This window comes from Microbacterium sp. LKL04 (genome assembly GCF_900102005.1).
GTDB lineage: Bacteria > Actinomycetota > Actinomycetes > Actinomycetales > Microbacteriaceae > Microbacterium.
This window is the reverse complement of the sequence record NZ_LT627736.1, coordinates 1-19010: the sequence shown is the minus strand read 5'-3', so window position 1 is coordinate 19010 and position 19010 is coordinate 1. Positions and strand designations below refer to the sequence as shown.

Annotated in this window: 19 protein-coding genes and 2 tRNA genes; 1 reads left to right on the top strand and 20 read right to left on the bottom strand. The window is 69.4% G+C overall.

What is annotated here, in order from left to right; translation table 11 throughout:
- Positions 1–2: 2 nt before the first annotated feature.
- From kdpC to BLP38_RS00035, 15 genes are all read right to left on the bottom strand, one after another.
- On the bottom strand, positions 3–617 hold the full coding sequence (kdpC, locus tag BLP38_RS00100; RefSeq protein ID WP_091351651.1) for a K(+)-transporting ATPase subunit C: 615 nt from the start codon (positions 615–617) through the stop codon (positions 3–5).
- A gap of 17 nt (positions 618–634) precedes the next feature.
- Positions 635–2776 carry a potassium-transporting ATPase subunit KdpB gene (gene kdpB, locus BLP38_RS00095; protein ID WP_091351650.1) on the bottom strand — a complete coding sequence of 714 codons (2142 nt, stop codon included), beginning with the start codon at positions 2774–2776 and terminating at the stop codon, positions 635–637.
- Between the two features lie 2 nt (positions 2777–2778).
- Positions 2779–4452 (bottom strand): potassium-transporting ATPase subunit KdpA, encoded by a 1674-nt coding sequence (gene kdpA, locus BLP38_RS00090; RefSeq protein WP_091351649.1) that lies wholly within the window; start codon positions 4450–4452, stop codon positions 2779–2781.
- Positions 4452–4541, bottom strand: a complete 90-nt coding sequence (gene kdpF, locus BLP38_RS00085) for a K(+)-transporting ATPase subunit F (protein ID WP_091351648.1) — start codon at positions 4539–4541, stop codon at positions 4452–4454. The genes kdpA and kdpF overlap by 1 nt, the downstream gene beginning before the upstream one ends.
- Entirely contained in the window at positions 4538–4684 is a 147-nt protein-coding gene (locus BLP38_RS14280) for a hypothetical protein (RefSeq protein ID WP_165971305.1), read from the bottom strand. Before BLP38_RS14280 ends, kdpF begins: the two co-directional genes overlap by 4 nt.
- Before the next feature lie 83 nt (positions 4685–4767).
- Positions 4768–5814: an acyltransferase family protein gene (locus BLP38_RS00080; protein ID WP_157681052.1), complete on the bottom strand. Its 1047-nt coding sequence runs from the start codon at positions 5812–5814 to the stop codon at positions 4768–4770.
- Positions 5815–5931: 117 nt separating this feature from the next.
- Positions 5932–6909 (bottom strand): Gfo/Idh/MocA family protein, encoded by a 978-nt coding sequence (locus BLP38_RS00075; RefSeq protein WP_091351646.1) that lies wholly within the window; start codon positions 6907–6909, stop codon positions 5932–5934.
- Position 6910: 1 nt separating this feature from the next.
- Entirely contained in the window at positions 6911–7297 is a 387-nt protein-coding gene (locus BLP38_RS00070) for a DUF1304 domain-containing protein (protein WP_091351645.1), read from the bottom strand.
- 86 nt (positions 7298–7383) lie between these two features.
- Entirely contained in the window at positions 7384–8772 is a 1389-nt protein-coding gene (locus BLP38_RS00065) for an NtaA/DmoA family FMN-dependent monooxygenase (protein ID WP_091351644.1), read from the bottom strand.
- 38 nt (positions 8773–8810) lie between these two features.
- Entirely contained in the window at positions 8811–10004 is a 1194-nt protein-coding gene (locus BLP38_RS00060) for an acyl-CoA dehydrogenase family protein (protein ID WP_091351643.1), read from the bottom strand.
- On the bottom strand, positions 10001–11182 hold the full coding sequence (locus tag BLP38_RS00055; protein ID WP_091351642.1) for a hypothetical protein: 1182 nt from the start codon (positions 11180–11182) through the stop codon (positions 10001–10003). The genes BLP38_RS00060 and BLP38_RS00055 overlap by 4 nt, the downstream gene beginning before the upstream one ends.
- Positions 11179–11844, bottom strand: coding sequence for a methionine ABC transporter permease (locus tag BLP38_RS00050; RefSeq protein ID WP_091351641.1), 666 nt, complete (start codon positions 11842–11844; stop codon positions 11179–11181). The genes BLP38_RS00055 and BLP38_RS00050 overlap by 4 nt, the downstream gene beginning before the upstream one ends.
- A complete protein-coding gene (locus BLP38_RS00045) occupies positions 11837–12901 on the bottom strand; it encodes a methionine ABC transporter ATP-binding protein (RefSeq protein ID WP_091351640.1) in 1065 nt (354 codons plus the stop codon). Before BLP38_RS00045 ends, BLP38_RS00050 begins: the two co-directional genes overlap by 8 nt.
- A 43-nt stretch (positions 12902–12944) precedes the next feature.
- On the bottom strand, positions 12945–13931 hold the full coding sequence (locus BLP38_RS00040) for a MetQ/NlpA family ABC transporter substrate-binding protein (protein WP_091351639.1): 987 nt from the start codon (positions 13929–13931) through the stop codon (positions 12945–12947).
- A gap of 191 nt (positions 13932–14122) precedes the next feature.
- The gene (locus BLP38_RS00035) at positions 14123–14827 is read right to left on the bottom strand and encodes a TetR family transcriptional regulator (RefSeq protein WP_091359339.1); all 705 of its coding nucleotides are present in this window, start codon (positions 14825–14827) and stop codon (positions 14123–14125) included.
- Positions 14828–14895: 68 nt separating this feature from the next.
- Here BLP38_RS00035 and BLP38_RS00030 point away from each other — a divergent pair, with 68 nt between their 5' ends.
- On the top strand, positions 14896–15210 hold the full coding sequence (locus tag BLP38_RS00030) for a DUF7882 family protein (protein ID WP_091351638.1): 315 nt from the start codon (positions 14896–14898) through the stop codon (positions 15208–15210).
- A 56-nt stretch (positions 15211–15266) separates the two neighbouring features.
- On the opposite strand, the gene BLP38_RS00025 is transcribed toward BLP38_RS00030, so the two are convergent.
- The 5 genes from BLP38_RS00025 to serS all read right to left on the bottom strand — a co-directional run.
- Positions 15267–15358: transfer RNA gene (locus tag BLP38_RS00025), tRNA-Ser, on the bottom strand.
- Between the two features lie 73 nt (positions 15359–15431).
- Positions 15432–16754 (bottom strand): LCP family protein, encoded by a 1323-nt coding sequence (locus BLP38_RS00020; RefSeq protein ID WP_091351637.1) that lies wholly within the window; start codon positions 16752–16754, stop codon positions 15432–15434.
- A 20-nt stretch (positions 16755–16774) separates the two neighbouring features.
- Positions 16775–16859 (bottom strand) — tRNA-Ser (locus BLP38_RS00015).
- Between the two features lie 100 nt (positions 16860–16959).
- Entirely contained in the window at positions 16960–17868 is a 909-nt protein-coding gene (locus BLP38_RS00010) for an HAD-IIB family hydrolase (RefSeq protein ID WP_172824624.1), read from the bottom strand.
- Positions 17865–19010: serine--tRNA ligase (gene serS / locus BLP38_RS00005; RefSeq protein WP_091351636.1), on the bottom strand; the 1146-nt coding region annotated here is incomplete at its 5' end. The genes BLP38_RS00010 and serS, both read right to left, overlap by 4 nt.

The window sequence follows — 19010 nt, the reverse complement described above, 5'->3', positions numbered from 1 at the left end:
TGTCAGCCTCCTAGCCGGTCGAGGGCGAGATTGAGCTCCACGACGTTCACGGTCGGGTCGCCGAGGTACCCGAGATCGGGTCCCCGAGTGTGCTCCGCGACGAGTCCGCGGACCTCCGACGCCGGGAGCTTCCGGGCCGCGGCGACGCGCTCGACCTGGATCGAAGCGTACGCGGGGCTGATGTCGGGGTCGAGTCCGGATGCCGAGGCGGTCACCGCGTCGGCGGGAACGTCGGACTCCGCGACGCCCTCGCGCGCGGCGACGGCCTCCCTGCGCTCCCGGATGGCGGCGACGAGGTCTGCGTTCTCGGGGCCCAGGTTCGAGCCCGATGACGCTCCGGCGTCGTAGCCGTCACCGGCCGCGGAGGGCCGGGACTGGAAGTACTGCGGGAGCGCGGCACCGTCGGCATCCGTGAAGGACTGACCGATCAGCGACGAGCCGACGACCTCGCCCGAGGCGCTTCGCAGGAGGGAGCCGTTCGCCTGTGCGGGCAGGGCGACCTGTCCGACGAGGGTGATGAGCGCCGTGTAGCCGAGGCCGAGGATCACGGTCAGGACGGCCAGGGCGCGGACGGCGACGAGGACGGTGCGCCCAGTGGCGCGGGAGGAACTGTTCATGACGGCGAGTCCTTGAGTCAGAAGCCGGGGATGAGGCGGACGAGGAGGTCGATCAGCCAGATGCCGAGGAAGGGGGCGACGACGCCGCCGAGACCGTAGACGGCGAGGTTGCGGCCGAGGATCGACGAAGCACCGCCCGCCCGGTAGCGCACGCCACGGAGGGCGAGCGGGATGAGGACGACGATGATGAGCGCGTTGAAGACGATCGCGGAGAGCACAGCGGATGCCGGTGAGTGCAGGCCCATGATGTTGAGCGCCCCGAGCTGTGGGAAGACACCCATGAACATCGCCGGGATGATGGCGAAGTACTTGGCGATGTCGTTCGCGATCGAGAACGTCGTGAGCGCGCCGCGCGTGATGAGCAGCTGCTTGCCGATGCGGACGATGTCGATGAGCTTGGTCGGGTCGGAGTCGAGGTCGACCATGTTGCCGGCCTCCTTCGCGGCTGATGTGCCCGAGTTCATCGCGACGCCTACGTCCGCCTGTGCGAGCGCGGGCGCGTCGTTCGTGCCGTCGCCGGTCATAGCGACGAGGTTGCCGCCCTCCTGCTCGGTGCGGATGTAGGCGAGCTTGTCCTCGGGGGTCGCCTCGGCGAGGAAGTCGTCGACACCGGCCTCCTTCGCGATCGCCGCGGCGGTCAACGGGTTGTCGCCCGTGATCATGACCGTCCGGATGCCCATGGAACGCAGCTCGGCGAAGCGCTCGCTGAGCCCGTCCTTGACGACGTCCTTCAGGTGCACGACGCCGAGCACGCGCCCGGCACCGACGGCATCCTTCGTCGCCACCACCAGCGGGGTGCCGCCCGACTGCGAGATCTGTTCGGTGCGTGCGGTCAGATCTGCCCGGATGCCGTCGGGCAACGGCGTGCCGCCCTGCTCGAGCCAGCCGATGATCGCGGAGCCGGCGCCCTTGCGGATCGATGAGCCGTCCGGCAGGTCGAGACCGCTCATGCGGGTCTGCGCGGTGAACGGGACGATGACGCCCTGGGTGTCGCCGGTCACGTCGATGCCGCGGCGGGTGGCCAGGTCGACGATCGAGCTGCCCTCGGGAGTCGGGTCGGCGAGCGACGACAGCGCCGCCGCACGGGTGAGCTCGACCTGCGCCATCCCCTCGAGCGGGACGAACTCGGACGCCTGGCGGTTGCCGTAGGTGATCGTGCCCGTCTTGTCGAGGAGCAGCGTGGTCACATCACCGGCGGCCTCGACCGCTCGGCCCGACATGGCGAGGACGTTCCGCTGCACGAGCCGGTCCATGCCGGCGATGCCGATCGCCGACAGGAGGGCGCCGATCGTCGTCGGGATGAGGCACACGAGGAGCGCGACCAGCACGGGGATGCTGACCGGTGCCGCGGCGTAGGACGCGACCGGGTTCAAGATGAGCGCCACGACCACGAAGATGATCGACAGGCTCGCCAGCAGGATGTTCAGCGCGATCTCGTTCGGTGTCTTCTGCCGTGCGGCGCCCTCGACGAGGGCGATCATCCGGTCGACGAAGGTCTCGCCGGGCTTCGACGTGATGCGCACGACGATGCGGTCCGAGAGCACCCGGGTGCCGCCCGTGACGGCGCTGCGGTCGCCGCCGGATTCGCGGATGACGGGGGCCGACTCTCCCGTGATCGCGGACTCGTCCACCGAGGCGATGCCGTGGACGACGTCACCGTCACCCGGGATGAGGTCGCCGGCCGCGACGACGACCACGTCGCCGAGGGTGAGGTCCGCCGACGAGACGTCGTCGATCGCGACGCGGTCGGCCGCGGCATCCGTCCGCTCGTCGTACCCGGTCACCCGGTGGGCCACCGTGCTCGTGCGGGTCTTGCGCAGCGTCTCGGCCTGCGCCTTGCCGCGACCCTCTGCGACGGACTCGGCGACGCCTGCGAAGAGGACCGTGAGCCACAGCCAGGCGGCGATGACCCCGGTGAACGAGACGGGGACGGGCGTGCCGCCCGAGTCGGACGGTCCGCCCGTGAAGGGCTCGACGATCGCGAGGACGGTCGTGAGGGCGGCGCCGAGCCAGACGATGAACATGACGGGGTTCCGCCACTGCGCGCGGGGGTCGAGCTTCCGGAACGCCCCCGGCAGGGCCGCGGCGATCGCGGCGCCGTCGATGCCGCGACGGGGCGCGGACGCCGTGGCGGGTTCGGGAGTGGTGAGTGTGGACATGGTCAGATCAGTCCTTCTGCCAGGGGGCCCAGCGCGAGTACGGGGAAGTAGGTGAGAGCGGTGACGATGACGATCACGCCGACGAGCAGCCCCACGAAGAGGGGGCGATGGGTCGGGAGCGTGCCCGCCGTCGCGGGTACCCGGTCCTGCGCGGCGAACGAGCCGGCGAGAGCCAGCACGAGCACGATCGGCACGAAGCGGCCGAGCAGCATCGCGACCCCGAGGGCCGTGTTGAGCCACGGTGTGTTCGCCGTGAGCCCCGCGAAGGCGGACCCGTTGTTGTTCGCCGCCGAGGTGAAGGCGTACAGAACCTCGCTGAAGCCGTGGATGCCGGGGTTCCAGATCGAGGTCGTCGTGACGTCCTCACGCACGCCGGGGATGGCGAAGCTGAGGGCCGTGCCGCCCAGGACGAGGATCGGCGTCACGAGGATGTAGATGCTCGCGAGGGTGATCTCGCGGGGGCCGATCTTCTTGCCCAGGTACTCCGGGGTGCGCCCGACGAGGAGCCCCGCGATGAAGACGGCGATGACCGCCATCACGAGGATGCCGTAGAGCCCCGACCCGACACCGCCGGGAGCGAGCTCGCCGAGCATCATGTTGAGCATCGGCATCATGCCGCCGAATGCCGTGTACGAGTCGTGCATCGAGTTGACGGCGCCGGTCGAGGTGAGCGTGCTCGTGGATCCGAAGAGGGTCGAGCCGACGATGCCGAACCGGATGTCCTTGCCTTCCATCGCCGCGCCCGCGAGCTCGGGAGCCGTGCCGCGGCCGGCGAGTTCGACCGCAGTGAGGATCACCGACGAGGCGACGAAGAGGACACCCATCGCGCCGAGGATCGCGTAGCCCTGACGCCTGTCGCCGAGCATCGTGCCGAAGGTCCGCGGCAGCGAGAACGGGATGATCAGCATGAGGACGATCTCGAACAGGTTCGTCCAGCCCGTCGGGTTCTCGAACGGGTGCGCCGAGTTCGCGTTGAAGAAGCCGCCGCCGTTGGTGCCGAGGAGCTTGATCGCCTCCTGCGATGCGACAGGGCCGCCGGGGATGCTCTGGGTCGCACCGGCGACGGTCGTCGCGTCGCTGAAGCCGGCGACGTTCTGGATGACGCCGCCCGCGAGCAGGACGACCGCCGCGATCACCGAGAGAGGCAGGAGCAGACGGAAGGTGCCACGGGTCAGATCGACCCAGAAGTTGCCGATCGTGCCGGTGCGGCGGAAGACGAGACCGCGGACGAGGGCGACGGCGACGGCGAGACCGACGGCGGCCGACACGAAGTTCTGCACCGAGAGCGCCGCGAACTGCACCGTGTAGCCGAGGGTCAGCTCGGGCGAGTAGGACTGCCAGTTCGTGTTCGTCACGAACGAGACGGCCGTGTTGAACGACAGGGCTTCGCTCGGGGCGGGGAGCCCGAGCGACCAGGGCAGCCACTGCTGGATGCGCTGCAGGCCGTAGACGAGGAGGACACCGATCGCGGAGAACGCGAGGACGCTGCGGGCGTATGCCTGCCAGGTCTGGCCGGATGCCGGGTCGACGCCGATCACGCGGTAGAGGCCGCGCTCAGCCCGGGCATCTTTCGGCGCACCGTAGACCCAGGCCATGTAGTCGCCCAGCGGACGGTAGGCCACAGCCAGGATCAGGGCGAGAGTGGCGAGGGTGAGGACCGCGGGGAGCCACGCCATCAGAACTTCTCCGGCTTCACGAGAGCGACGAAGAGGTAGACGAGGACGGCGACGCCGAGGACGGCGGCGACGATGTCGAAGACGCTCACAGCCGATCCACCGCCTTGGCGAACAGACCGATGATCACGAACAGGGCGAGGACGCCCAGGACGTAGACGATGTCGAGCACGAGGGAGGCTCCGATTTCGAGGGACGCGGGCCCTGATCGGACCGGCACGCCGGTGGGGCGCATCCCTGATGGAACACCCCGGCGAAGACCCTTCCCGCTGTGCTCACGGAATCCATACGCCCGCGTGAGCACTCCTCACGGGATCCTCACACCGGCGGCGCCGGGCGCAGCGCGCGAATCAGCCACGCCGGCCGCGCGTACAGCCCCGGAACGGCCCGGGTCAGGCGGTGCACGAGAAGGCATCCGGCGATCGTGAGGGCCGTCATCACCGGAGCGAGCACGTCGGTGAAGACACCGGCGCCGCGAGGGAACACCGTGTTGACGACGGCGTAGACGAGCAGCAGGACGTACCAGTGCAGCAGGTAGACGGGCAGGGTGTTGCGCCCGAGCGCGGACACCCACGCGAAGCCTCGGAGCGCGGAGATCTGACGCGCGACCAGGCACCCGGCCGCGACCGCCAGCAGCCCCAGGACGAGCCGCACACCGACGATGTCGAGCAGGGAGAACTTCGCCACGACAGCCGCCCCGGCGCCGAAGCCGACGACGGCCGCGACCGCCCACCAGATCCCGGTGGAGGCCACGGCCGGCCGGACCCAGGCCGAGATCTGCACAGCCAGCAGGAAGAAGACGAGGTGGTACAGCGTCTTGTCGATCTCCAGCGTCCCCGTGGTCAGCAGGCCCGAGGCGAAGGCGAGACTGACGACCGTCGCGACGCCCAGGCCGATCGCCGGCGGAACGCGGACGGCGAACCACGCCAGGACGAAATGCACGATCAGCGCCCAGATGAACCATGTGGCAGGGGTGGGCAGGACGGGGATCAGGAGCAGGGCGAGCGCCGGCGGCCGGTCGGTTGCGCCGGTGAGCGGCAGATACAGGACGGCGATGACCGCGACGATCGACCAGATGACGTAGATCCAGGTCAGGTGCGAGATGCGCTCACGCAACAGCACCGCGAGCGGTCGGCGGAGGACCTTGCCGGCGAACAGACCCGCCGTGAAGAAGAACAGCGGCAAGCGGAAGGCGTCGAGCAGGCCGACGAACGGTCCCCAATGACCGGTAGCGCCGCTGCCGGCATGGTTGAAGACGGTGTGCAGGAACACCACCATGATGATGGCGATCGCCTTGGCGGCATCCACCCATTCGACTCGTGCGACGCGCGTCGCGTCCGCCTCGTCGGCCGGCGCGTGCGCCACCGTGCGTCCCCAAGATCTGTGCATTGTCCGGCTCCCCAGCCCGAAGTCAGCCGAGGAGATCGACTGCGACAGTTGTCCGCCAGCGTAGCGAGGATCGTGCCGTCGCGCTCGCGAAGCTCAGCCGAGGCGGATGCCGGCCGAATCGAGCGCACGGACGGCGACGTCGAGCACGGCGGCACTGTGATCCAGGCGACGGTCCCGCTCGGCGATGTCGTGGTCGGCGATCAGCCGGACGAACGACCGGAACTCCGCCACCATCCGGTGCGGATCCTCGTCGAGTGCGATGCGCTCGTGCGTTCCGTCCCGCAGCTGCAGCTCGACGGCCGGCACCTCGTTGGGCGGCCCGTCGAAGACCATGGTGCCGTCGGTGCCCTGGATCTTGGTCCGCGAGGGTCCGGGCGAATCCTTGGCGGCCACGCACACGGCGGTCAGATCGCCGTAGCCGAGGACCGTCACGCCCGAGGTGTCGACGCCGCGTTCCATCCGCGGCGTGTACGCCACCGTCGCGGGGGTGCCGAGGAGTCCGACCACGAGGTGCAGCGTGTAGATGCCGAGGTCCATCAGTGCACCACCGCCCGCCGCCGGGTCGAAGGCGGGTGCGATCGTCCCGGTGCGGAACGCGTCGTAGCGCGAGGAGTACTGCGAGTACTCGCACTGCACGAGCCGCAGCTCACCGAGGCGGGACAGGTTCTCGCGCATCCACTCGACGTTCGCGAGGTACTGGTTGCTGATCGCTTCGACGAGGATGAGGTCGCGCTCCGCGGCGAGAACGCGGAGTTCCGCGAGCTCCTCGAGCCGGAGCACGAACGGCTTCTCGCAGATCACGTTCTTGCCTGCGAGCAGGGCACGACGGGCGACGTCCGCGTGCAGGGAGTTCGGCAACGCGACCCACACCGTGTCTACACGGGCGTCGGCGAGGCATTCGTCGAGGTCGGTGAAGACGAGGGGGATGCCGTGGGTCGACGCCACGTCGTCGAGGTTGGCACGGCTGGACTCGCGACCGACGATCGCCGCCACGGTCAGCCCGGGGACGCCGGAGGCGTGCGGGAGGAACTCGGCGACGATCTTTCCCGCGCCGACGACAGCGAGGTTCACGTCAGACGGCCAGCCCGATGGCGAGCAGCACCACTCCGACCAGGGGCGCACTCAGCTGGATGAGCGCCGCGCGCGCCTTCGAGCGATCCGACAGGAGCAGCACGAGGCCCGCCGCGACCATCGAGCCCGCCCCGACGAACACAAGGGTCGCGCCGACTGCCGTCGACCCGGTGGCGACGAACACGATGCCGAGGAAGACCGCGATCGCGAGGAACAGGTTGTAGAAGCCCTGATTGAAGGCGAACGGCTTCGTGACGTCGACCGTCGCGTCCGTCGTCCCGAAGGTGCGCCGCGCCGCGGGCCCGGTCCAGGCGATCGACTCGAGGAAGAAGATGTAGACGTGGATGGCGGCGCCGAGCGCCGCGAACACCAACCCGGCGATGATCATGGCGCCATCCTCTCAGACCACGCGCGAAGCGCGAGGGCGGACGTGCCGGAGCGCGATCGAACGACGCGGGGCCCGCTCCCGGCCCTTCAGCCGAACAGGGGTGCCACCGGGGTGTCGAGGTTCGCTCCACCTCGGTAGCGCGTGGCGATGTGGTTCTCGGGCAGCAGCGGTCCGCGCTCGAACAGACGCTCCCGCAGCGTCGGGCCGCCTTCCAGCAACCGTCCGCGTCGCCGCAGCTCGGGCACGACGAGTTCCGCGAAGTCTCGAGCGGTGTCGAAGGAGTGGTACTGCCGGAGGTTGATGCCGTCGATGCCGTCCTCGTCGAGCCACCGCTCGATCTCGTCGGCGACGACCGTCGGTGTGCCCGCGACGAAGAAGCGGCCCTCGCGTCCCGTGGCGATCCCGTCCAGAAGCTGTCCAATCGTCGTGTCGGGTCCGGCGGTCGGCACGGAGCCTGCGGCGACGCCCACCTGCGCCAGGGCGTCGGTGACGAGTGTCTCGCGGGAGAACGCGGTCGGGTCGAACGGGAACCCGGCGTGGGCGAGGATGCCGTCGACGCTCGTGTTCTCGCGGTACGTCCGCCACTTTTCGGCCGCTTCGTCCTCGGTGCGACCGACGACGACGCCCGCCTGCACGATGAAGCGGAGGTCGTCTGCGCCGCGCCCCTGGCGGGCGGCCGCCGCCCGCATCTGCTCGACGTTGCGGATGAAGTCCGCCGTCGAGCGCCCGCCGGTGAAGACGAGCTCCGCGTGGCGACCGGCGAACTCGATGCCGGCAGGCGACCCGGTCGCTTGGTAGAGGACGGGAGTGCGCTGCGGCGAGGGCTGGCTCAGATGGGGACCCGCGACGCGGAAGTTCTCCCCGGAGTGGTCGATGTACCGGACCTTCGACGGGTCCGTGTACGTTCGGGTCGCGGCATCCGCGATGACGGCGCCGTCATCCCAGGAGCCCTCCCACAGCTTGTAGACGACGTCGAGGAACTCGTCGGCGATCGCGTAACGGCGATCGTGCGGGATCTCGTCGGCCAGCCCGAAGTTGCGCGCCGCGTTCGGCAGGTACGAGGTCACGATGTTCCAGCCCACCCGGCCACGGGTGAGGTGGTCGAGGGTCGACATGCGGCGGGCGAACGAGAACGGCGGCTCGTAGCTCGTCGAGAACGTGACGCCGAAGCCCAGTCGCTCCGTGACGGCGGCCATCGCCGGGATGACGAGGAGCGGGTCGTTCGAGGGGATCTGCAACCCTTCGCGGATCGCGGTCTCGGGGCCGCCCCGGAAGACGTCGTAGGCACCGACCACGTCCGCGAGGAAGACACCGTCGAATCCGCCGTGCTCGAGGATCTGCGCGAGCTCGATCCAATACGAGATGTCGTTGATCCGGTGCCGGTTGTTGCCCGGCAGCGACCACAGCCCGTGCGTGATGTGGCTGACCGTGTTCATCTCGAAGAGATTGAGGATGAGCTTCTTGCGCTCCGCCATGCGGGTCCTTTCTGGAGACGTCGGGGTTCTCTGCGGCGTCAGGCTTCGCCCGTGCTCCACCACCCGGGCACGGGGGTGTCGTTGAGCAGCAGGTCGCCGAGCGCGCGCGCCTTGAAGGCGAGCGGATTGTGGGATGCCAGGGTTCGAGCGTTCCGCCAGTGCCGGTCCAGCGCGAGGTCGGTGTCGACGGCGCTCGCTCCGCCGACCTCGAAGAGCAGAGTAGCCGCCTCGAGCACGGCCGGGAGGACGACGAGTTGCGCGCGAGCGGTCGCCGCCTCGACGGGGGCGATCACCTCGCGGAGCGCCTCTCCCGCGACACCGGCCGATTGGGCCGCAACCGACTCGTCGAGTCCTACGACGGCGGCGGTGAGTGCGGCATCCGCCGTGAACGACAGCGCCGACAGCCGACCGACGATCTCCTGCACGAGCGGATCCTCGCGGGCCGACGCGGCCGAGGCATGACTGTACGTCCGGGTGCGCTTCTGAACGAACGCCACGGCGTCGTCGACGATCGCCCGCCCGATGCCCGCGGCAGCCGCCAGCAGGACCAATTGAACGAACGCCCCGCCGTGTGACGGCCCGGCGACGGCGCGGCGGGCGACGGCATCCTCGTCGATGACGACCGAGCGGAAGACGGTCGTCCCGCTCCCGGTCAGGCGCTGCCCGAAGCCCCGCCAGTCGTCGATGACGTCGACGCCCTCGGCCGTCGCCGGGACGAGCGCAGCGACGAGGGCGCCCTCGTCGTCCTGCGCGGCCACCGATACGAGGTCGGCGAAGAGCGTCCCGGTGCTGTAGTACTTCGTGCCGTCCAGACGGAGCCCGTCGCCCGAAGCGGTCACCGTCGTGGACAGCGAGCCGACCTTCGCCCCCGACCGCTCGTGGGTCGCGTTGCCGATGATGGCGCCGTCGGCGACGAGGGCGAGCCTGCGCGATCGCTCGGCGGACGGCGTCGCGAGAACCGTCCGATCGACGAACGAGAAGTGCGACCGCAGCAGCTGGGCGAGGTTCGGATCGCGACGACCGAGCTCGGCGAGGAGGGCGAACAGCACCGACGGCGGCTCACCGCCTCCGCCGAACTCCTCGGGCACCGTGACCCGTGTGAACCCCGCGCGCCGGAGCAGCGCGACCTCCTCGTGCGGCAGTCTCCGCGCGAGTTCTCGGGCGACGGCATCCCGGCCTACCTCGTCGAAGACGGGCGCGAAACGCGCCACGGCGTCGGTGATGCGGCTCATGCGAGCGCAGCCTCGGCGGGCCGTGGGGCCTCAGCTCCCGGCGCCTGCCACTCCGGCAGGGTCCCGGTGAGTGCCACCTGACCGAGCGCACGCGTGCGCTGGATGACCGGATTGTGCGAGGCGATCGTGCGGACGTTGCGCCAGTGCCGGTCGAGCGCGCGGCCCGTTCCGACCGCCGACGCGCCGCCGACCTCGAACAGGCGCGTCGTCGCGTCGAGGACGAGGCGGGGCACGAGCTCCTGGAGCCGGAAGACCTCGAACTGGATCTCACGCATCTCGGCCGCGGTCGCCCGACGATCGGATGCCGCACCCAGGTCGGCGGCGACCGACAGCACCAGCCGTCGCGTCGTCGCCGCCACGACGTCGAGCTCGCCGACGACCAGCTGCACGAGCGGGTCCTCGCGAGGAAGCGTCTCGCCCGCGAATCCGAAGGTCCGCCGCCGCGGGGTGACGAAGCCGACGGTGTCGTCGAGGGCGCGTTGCGCGATGCCGGCGATCACCGCGAGCAGGGTGAGCTGAAGGATCGCCCCCAGGTGATGCCCGCGCACGTCGGCGCCCTCGGCGGGCGACACGAGGATGCCGTCCTCCCCCACCGCCGCCCGGTCGAACACCGTGGTGCCGCTTCCCGTGAGCAGCTGGCCGAATCCGTCCCAGTCGTCCGTGGATCGGACCCCCGGGTGGTGGGCCGACACCGTGACCGCGACCCGCTCGTCGCCGTCGAGGGCGGCGAGGTGGATCCAGTCCGCGTAGATGCTGCCGGTCGTGTAGTACTTCGTCCCCGACAGCAGCGGTTCGCCGCTCGACCGGTCGAGGCGGGTCTCGAGGTGCGCCGTGTCGTGCCGTTCGGACTGCGCGTTGCCCACGAAGTCCCCCGCGAGGATCCGCTCGAACCACGGCTGGGCCTGCTCGATCGGCTGCAACCGGAGCGACTCGACGAACGCGAGATGCCCGCGCCAGACATGGCCGAGGCTGGCGTCCGCCGCCGACAGCCGGATGAGACGGGCGAACTGCTCCTGCAGCGTGATCGGCGAGCCCCCGGATGCCGCCGGCACCCGCCACGTGCCGAAGCCGATATCGCGCAGCTCGGCGAGCTCCGCGGTCAGCAGGCGCCGCTCGCGCTCACGCTGCGGCGCGTCCGGTGCGATGCGGGCGAGGAACTCGTCGAAGCGCCCGGTCACCGGTGCATCACCTTCCGGGCGACGGTGTTCCCCAGCAGCTGCGCGAGCTGCACCAGGACGATGAGGGCGAGGACGACGATGCCGACCGAGATCCAGTCGAAGCGCTGGTACCCGTAGTTCATGGCCAGCGACCCGAGCCCGCCACCGCCGAGCACCCCCGCGACCGCGGTCGCGTCGACGAGTGCGACGAGGATGTAGGTGAGCCCCAGCGTGAGCGGACCGAGGGCCTCGGGCACGACGATCGTGAACAGCACCCGCGCCGGGCTCGCGCCCATCGCGGCACCCGCCTCGATCGACCCCGGGCTCACGGCGACGAGGTTGGATTCCGAGACACGGGCGATCGCGACGCACGCGACGATGATGAGCGGGATCGTCTGGGGCAGGGGGCCGAGCCCCGTGCCGAAGAGGAACCGCGTGAACGGGATCAGCGCGATCGCCACGATCAGGAACGGGATCGGACGGACCACGTTGATGATGAGGTTCAGGACCGAGAAGACCACGCGGTTCTGCAGCAGATTGCCGGGCCGGCTCGCGTAGAGCAGGAGGCCGAGGAGCACTCCGATGACGGCGGCTCCCGCGAAGGCGACGACCACCATGAGTCCGGTCTCGCCGACGGCGTTCCAGAACCGGGGGAAGAACGCATCCGGGTCGAAGTCACGCATGGACGGCCTCCTTCTCGATCGTCCGGGCGTCCGTGGCCGGCAGCTCCGAGACGGTCGTCGTCTGGCGGAGACCCTCGATGGCGGCATCCACTGCGGCATCCGTTCCGAGGAGTTCCACCGTCAGGCTGCCGAACAGACGCCCCTGCAGCTCGTCGACGCCGCCGAAGACGACGTTGACGTCGACGTCGTGCTCGCGGGCGACCTGCGAGAGGAACGGGTGATTGGTGTCGCGGTCCTCGACGTGCAGTTGGACGAGGCGGCCGCGATGGACGGCGCGGATCTTCGCTAGGGCGTCCGCCGACGGGATGTGATGAAGCACCGACGACACGAATCGCCGCGTGGTGGGATGCTGCGGCGACGAGAAGACGTCGTAGATGCTGCCGTGCTCGACGACCGCACCGTCCTCCATGACCGCGACCTTGTGAGCGAGCTCGCGGACCACGTCGATCTCGTGGGTGACGAGCAGGATGGTCACGCCGTACTCCTCGTTCACCCGCCGGAGGAGGGCCAGGACCTCGCCCGTCGTCTGCGGATCGAGCGCGCTCGTCGCCTCGTCGGAGATCAGGACGTCGGGCCGGGTGGCCAGTGCGCGGGCGATGCCCACGCGTTGCTTCTGGCCACCCGACAGCTGCGACGGATACGCGAGTGCCTTGTCGGTGAGACCGACGAACCGCAGCAGCTCCTCGACGCGATCGAGGGTCTCCGCCTCGGACAGGCCCGCGAGCCGCAGGGGGTAGGCGATGTTCTTGTAGACGTTCCGCGACTCGAGCAGATTGAACTGCTGGAACACCATGCCGATCCGCTGCCGCGCCGCGTACAGCGCACGACCCTGCAGGGCCGAGATCTCGCGACCGTCGACGACCACCCGGCCGCTCGTCGGCCGTTCCAGCGCATTCACGGTGCGCAGCAGCGTCGACTTGCCGGCGCCCGAGAAGCCGACGATTCCGAAGATCTCCCCCTTCTCGACCGTCAGGCTGACGTCGCGGAGGGCGTCGACCGTGCGGCCCTTCGACCTGAAGGACTTGGAGACGTTCTCGAAGGCGATGGCGGTGCTCATGGATTCCTCATCTGGGGCCGGGTGCAGTCGCGAGTAGCCGCGGTCAGTTCTTCGCGGCCTGCTTCTCGAGGTCGGCGAGCTTGGTCCGGAGCTGCTCCACCGGCACGTCGACGAGCACCACGGAGCCCTGGTTCTCCTTCTCGTTGGCGGCCGCGACGCGCTCATCGGCGTAGACGTCCTTGAGGATCTTCCACGCGGGGTTGTCCTTGTTGTCCTCGCGGGTCGCGATGACGTTGACGTAAGGCAGGTTCTGCTCGGAGAGCGCCTTGTCGAGGAAGAGCGCGTCGTCGGAGCCGATGTTCTGGCTCGGGTCGAAGTACGACGTGCCGACGACGACCGCAGCCAGGCTCGGGTCGGTGAACTGCTGAGCGATCGACGTCGCCGGGATCTCCGCGAACTGCAGCTTCTTCGGGTTGGCGGTGATGTCCTCGACCGCCGGGAAGTCGCCCTTGTCTGCCGAGAGGGTGATGAGACCGGCGGCTTCGAGGATGTTCAGCGCGCGGCCGCCGTTGGAGGGGTCGTCGGGGATGGCGATCTTCGCACCGTCGGCGATGTCGTCGAGGGACGTGGCCGTCGCGGAGAAGATCCCCCACTGCGTGATGAGCGTCGAGAAGACGGGGGTGAGGTCCGCGCCGTTCTCGGTGTTGAAGGCGCTGAGGTACAGGATGTGCTGGAAGGCGTTGGCGTCGACCGTGCCGGCGGCGAGCTCGGTGTTCGGCAGCACCCAGTCCTCGACGTTGACCCACTCGATGTTGAGGCCCTTCTCGGCGGCGACCTCCTTGACGGCGTCTTGGAACGGGCTGTCCTCGGACACGGCGATCTTGACGCTGATCGGCTTCGCGGGGGCGTCACCGCCGGACGCGGCGGCATCGGCGGGGCGGAGCGCGGGAATCAAGAGCGCGGCTCCGCCGACGATCGCGGCGACCGCAACGATCGCGATGGCGACGGTCAGGCCGATGCGCGTGCGCTTCTTGTCACCCGCGACGGCGGCGCGAAGGTCGCTCTGCGGGGTCTGGTTCTGGTCGGACATGGGGTGGTCTCCTCGTGGTGCGTCGGGCGTGGATGTTCGCAGTGACTGCGACATTCCTAGCCCGACGCACCCTGGACGACGAGTTGCGAGACGCTCCATGACCGGGCGTTACCTTCCTTGACGCGCACGCACGGCAAGGGTCGAAACGTGGCCCCGGATCGTGGTAGATGCGCGTGCGCGCGCTGCGACCGCTACAGGGAGAGATCGACCTCGAGCCGGTCGAGCAGGATTTCGAGGGCGGTGTCGAACTCCTCCTTGCTGTGGTCCTCGCTCAGCAGGGGACGGAGTCGCCGCACTTCAGGGGCATCGTCCAGCGAGGACGTCTGCGCCTCCCCGGTGGGGACCGGCCCGGTCTCCCCTTGCCCCGCAATCGTTCCACCGACGTCGGCGCCGCGGACGGCCGCTTCGAGCAGCAGCTGACCGATGAGGAAGCTGCTGAACCCCCGGTAGGCGCCGACGGCCTGCTCATCGCTGAAGCCCTGCGCCAAGAGCACGCGGAGGAAGATGTCGACGGCCTCGATGCTCCGCAGCGGTGGCCGGAGCCACGGAGCGGCGGGATGCCTCGTGGCGATCAGCGGGAAGGCCCGCGGATGCTCGACGGCGATGTCTCTAACCGCATGGGCGACGTTCTGCAGGAACGTCTGCCAGTGCGCCTGGGCCTCGCGCTCCATGACGACCACGAGCTCGGCCGTCAACTCATCCACGACACCCTCGAGGAGATCCTCCTTGCCGTGCACGTGGCGGTAGAGCGACATCGCCTCGACGCCCAGCTCGTTGCCCAGGGCCCGCATGGAGAGTCCTGCGGCCCCCTTGCGGTCCACGAGGCTCAGCGCGGCATCGATGATCGCGTCGCGACTCAACCTCGACCCGATCGATCGATCAGACTGACTGCTCATGGGAGCCTCCACTCCGATCCTCCCCCGACTCGCACTCTTTTGTCTGCTTACGCCGTAAGCTTGGTGGAATGGGACGCTTGGCCTTCGGCAGCGAAACGGTCACGCTCGATGACCGTCTCCTCGGTCATCTCGAGGTCGTGATGGTGACGAAACTGCGGCGGCGTGAGCCGTTCATCCTCACCTGGACCGTTGACCCCAGCCTCGGCAGCGGGCGGGTCTCGCGCTGGGTCGGAGTGTCGACGAGCTGGGACATCCGCTACCACTCGCGCGCGATCGGGCCGCTCAACCCGGCATGGATCGACGCGCTCATGTCGACGGCGAACTCGCCGGGCGGGCTGCGGATCGTTCCCGAGCCCGATCAGGACGACGCCGCCACCGGCTGAGGCCGACGCACCCCCGCACTCAGACGAAAAGCCCCGGATATCCGGGGCTTTTCTCGTGGCGGAGACGGAGGGATTTGAACCCTCGGTCCCCGTGAGGGGACTCCACCTTAGCAGGGTGGTGCACTAGGCCTGACTATGCGACGTCTCCAGGCATCCGACCGCGAACGGCGCGAACGCACCACGCAAGCATAACGGGTACGGGACGCTGATCCGAACCGATGTCACTGCTGCGCGACGGTGCAGGTGACCTCGTTCGCCGACTGGCCCGTGATCTGGCTTGGAAGCTCGACGGTGCCGGCCTCCTCGCCGTCGTCGGGCGCATCGGTTTTGTCGGGGGTGGCCTCGCCGGTCGGCGTGCCGGTGGCCTCCGGGGTCTCCGTCGGCTTCGCGCCACCCGGCTCGTCGGCCTCGCCGACGACCTCGACGCCGTTCCCGCCGCTGGCGGAGCCCGTGATGCGGATCGGCTTGTTCTCGGACAGGGCCGTGAACAGGACATCCGCTGCCGATGTGACCGGCAGAACGCGCTCGCCACCGGGGGCGTAGACCGTGGGGTACTGCACGAAGACGATGTCCTTGTACGGCACGTCGGCGACGGCCATCGCGATCTGGGCCATCCGCTGCGGGTTGGCGAGCGACTCGCTGAGGACCAGCTGCTTCTCGTTCACCTGGCGGACGGCGGTGTTCGCCAGGTTGAGCAGTGCGGGGTAGTCCGAGAGGACCGCGCCCGACTGCAGCTTGCGCACGAGGGAACTCATGAACTGCTGCTGGTTGGAGATGCGTCCGAGGTCCGACCCGTCGCCGATGCCGTGACGGATGCGGAGGAACTGCAGAGCCTGGGCACCGACGAGGTTCTGCTCGCCCTTCTTCAGGTGCAGACCCGTGTGACGGTCGTTGATGTCGGCGCTGAGGCAGACATCGACGCCGCCGATCGCATCGGACATGTTGATGACTCCGGTCCAACGGATGGCACCGGCGAACTGGATGTCGACGCCCGTCAGTGCCTCGACCGTGGCGACCGTGCAGCCGAGTCCGCCGTACGCGTAGGAGTTGTTGATCATCTGCGCGCTCATGGCCGAGTACGACCCGCCCTCGGGTTTCGTGCAGGAGGGGATGGGCACGATCATGTCGCGCGGGAACGAGACCACCGTCACGCGGCGGGGCGCGTCGCTGATGTGCACGAGCATCGTGACGTCGTTGCGCTCGCCCCCTTCATCGTCCGCGCAGCGCGGGAAGAGTTTGAGGTCCTGCCCTTCGCACGAGTCGGTTCCGGCGATCAGCATGTTGACGCCGCCCTCGATCTCGCCGATGTGCGGCGGGAGGGGCTTGTCGTCGTCTCCGATCGAGACACCGTTGTCGCTGAGGCTGCGCGCGGCATCCCACACGTAGAATCCGCCGATCGCCGCGGTGCTCACGAGCACGACAGCGACGACCGCAGCCAGGATCGTGAAGACCTGACGGAGCGGATGCGGCGACCTCAGCGCTCCGTGACGGGCTACGGGTTGACGGCGGAACTTCGTCGCCTTCGCGTCGTGCCTTGCGCTCACGGATCACCTTTCGGACAGTGCGGAGGGTGTGGGATTCGAACCCACGGGACATTGCTGCCCACCGGTTTTCAAGACCGGATCCTTCGGCCGCTCGGACAACCCTCCCGACCGCACCGAGTGGCACCGGTCGAACAGGCCGAGTCTAGCCGACCCCAGAACCCATTCATTCTTGCGGGATCGCCTGGGCGAGCCCTGAACGAGCCGGTCAGAGGGCCTTCAGCACCGCCGTGACGCCACCTTCGGTGACGGATGCCGTGAGCTCCGACGCCTCCGACAGCACCTCGTCGGGGCCTTGGCCCATGGCGATCGCGCGCCCGCCGTGGGCGCGCGCCCACCGGAACATGCCGATGTCGTTGCGACCGTCGCCGATGACGACGACCCGTGCCGCGTCGATGCCGAGCCAGTCGCGGACCAGCTCGAGCCCCGTGGCCTTGTCGATGCCCTGCGGGGCGATGTCGAGCCACGCCGACCAGCCGACCGCGTACGACACCTCGTTGAGGCCGATCCGCGAGACCAGGTCGACGAAGTCCTCGTCGGTGTCGTCCTCCGAGACGACGACGACGCGGGAGACGGGTTGGGCGGAGAGCTGCTCGAAGGGCACCCGGTCGGCGCGCGAGACGTTCCACTCGTCCATGTGGTCGGTGTACAGCCGTCGCCCGTCGGGCAGCTCGACCATGTACCGGGCCGAGGGCAGGTGGTCGCGCAGCAGCTGCAGCACCTCGGTCGCGTCGAATTCCTCCGTGTGGAAGCGCTCGTAGGACGCGCCGGCGTCGGCGGCGCCGACCCGCTTGAGGATTACGGCGCCGTTGGAGCAGACGACGTACTCGGGCGTGATGGCGAGGTGCTCGAGGATGTGCCGGGTGCCCTCCCACGAGCGTCCGGTCGCGAGCATCACCTCGTGCCCGAGTCCCTGCGCCTCGGCGACCGCGTCGACGACGCCGGGGCTGTAGGTCTCGTCCTCGAGGAGGATCGTGCCGTCGATGTCGAGCGCGATCAGCAGCCGCTCACGGGGGGCGGATGCGGCATCCTCGACGATCTCCTCGACGACGTCGGCGGCCTCATCGAACGAGACCGCCTCGATGCTGCCGGTGGCGGGGGCGCTCTCGGACGTCACGCGACGGGCTCCGCCACCTCGAGGCCGCCCAGGTAGGGGCGGAGGACCTCGGGGATGACGACCGAGCCGTCTTCGCGTTGGTGCGTCTCGAGCAGGGCCACGATCCAACGGGTCGTCGCGAGCGTGCCGTTCAGCGTCGCGACGGGAGCGGTGCGGCCGCCCTCGGGACGGTGGCGGATGTCGAGACGGCGCGCCTGGTACGTCGTGCAGTTCGACGTCGAGGTGAGCTCGCGGTACGCACCCTGCGTCGGGACCCACGCCTCGACGTCGTACTTGCGGGCGGCCGACGATCCCAGGTCGCCCGCGGCGACGTCGATCACCCGATATGAGAGGCCGAGATCCTGCAGCATCCGCTCCTGCATCTCGACGAGACGCAGGTGCTCGGCCTCGGCGTCGGCGGGCGTCGTGTAGACGAACATCTCGAGCTTGTTGAACTGGTGCAGACGGATGATGCCGCGGGTGTCCTTGCCGTACGACCCGGCTTCGCGGCGGTAGCAGGTCGACCAGCCGGCGTAGCGCTTTGCGCCGCGCTCGAGGTCGAGTATCTCGTCCATGTGGTAGCCGGCGAGGGGCACCTCGCTCGTGCCCACGAGATACAGGTCGTCGTCATCGAGGTGGTAGACCTCGTCGGCGTGCTGACCGAGGAAGCCGGTACCGCGCATGACCTCTGCGCGCACGAGGGTCGGCGGGATCATCGGGATGAAGCCCGCCTCGAGGGCGCGCTGCATGCCGAGGTTCATGAGGGCCAGCTCGAGGCGCGCCCCGATGCCGGTGAGGAAGGTGAACCGGGCGCCCGAGACCTTCGCGCCGCGCTCGGTGTCGATCGCGCCGAGCATCTCGCCGAGGGCGAGGTGGTCGCGCGGCTCGAAGTCGAACGCGACGGGTTCGCCGTGCGTGCGAAGGGTGACGAAATCGTCCTCGCCGCCGGCCGGGACACCGTCGATGACGATGTTCTCGATGCGCGCGAGCGCGGCGGATGCGGCATCCTCCGCCACGGTCACGGCCTGCTGCGCGGCCTTGACGCGCTCGCTCAGGTCCTTCGCCTCGGCGACCAGCGCGGCCTTCTCGTCCTTCGGGGCCTTCGCGACGCGCTTGCCGTGCGCGTTCTGCTCGGCGCGGAGCTCTTCGAAGGCGGTGATCGC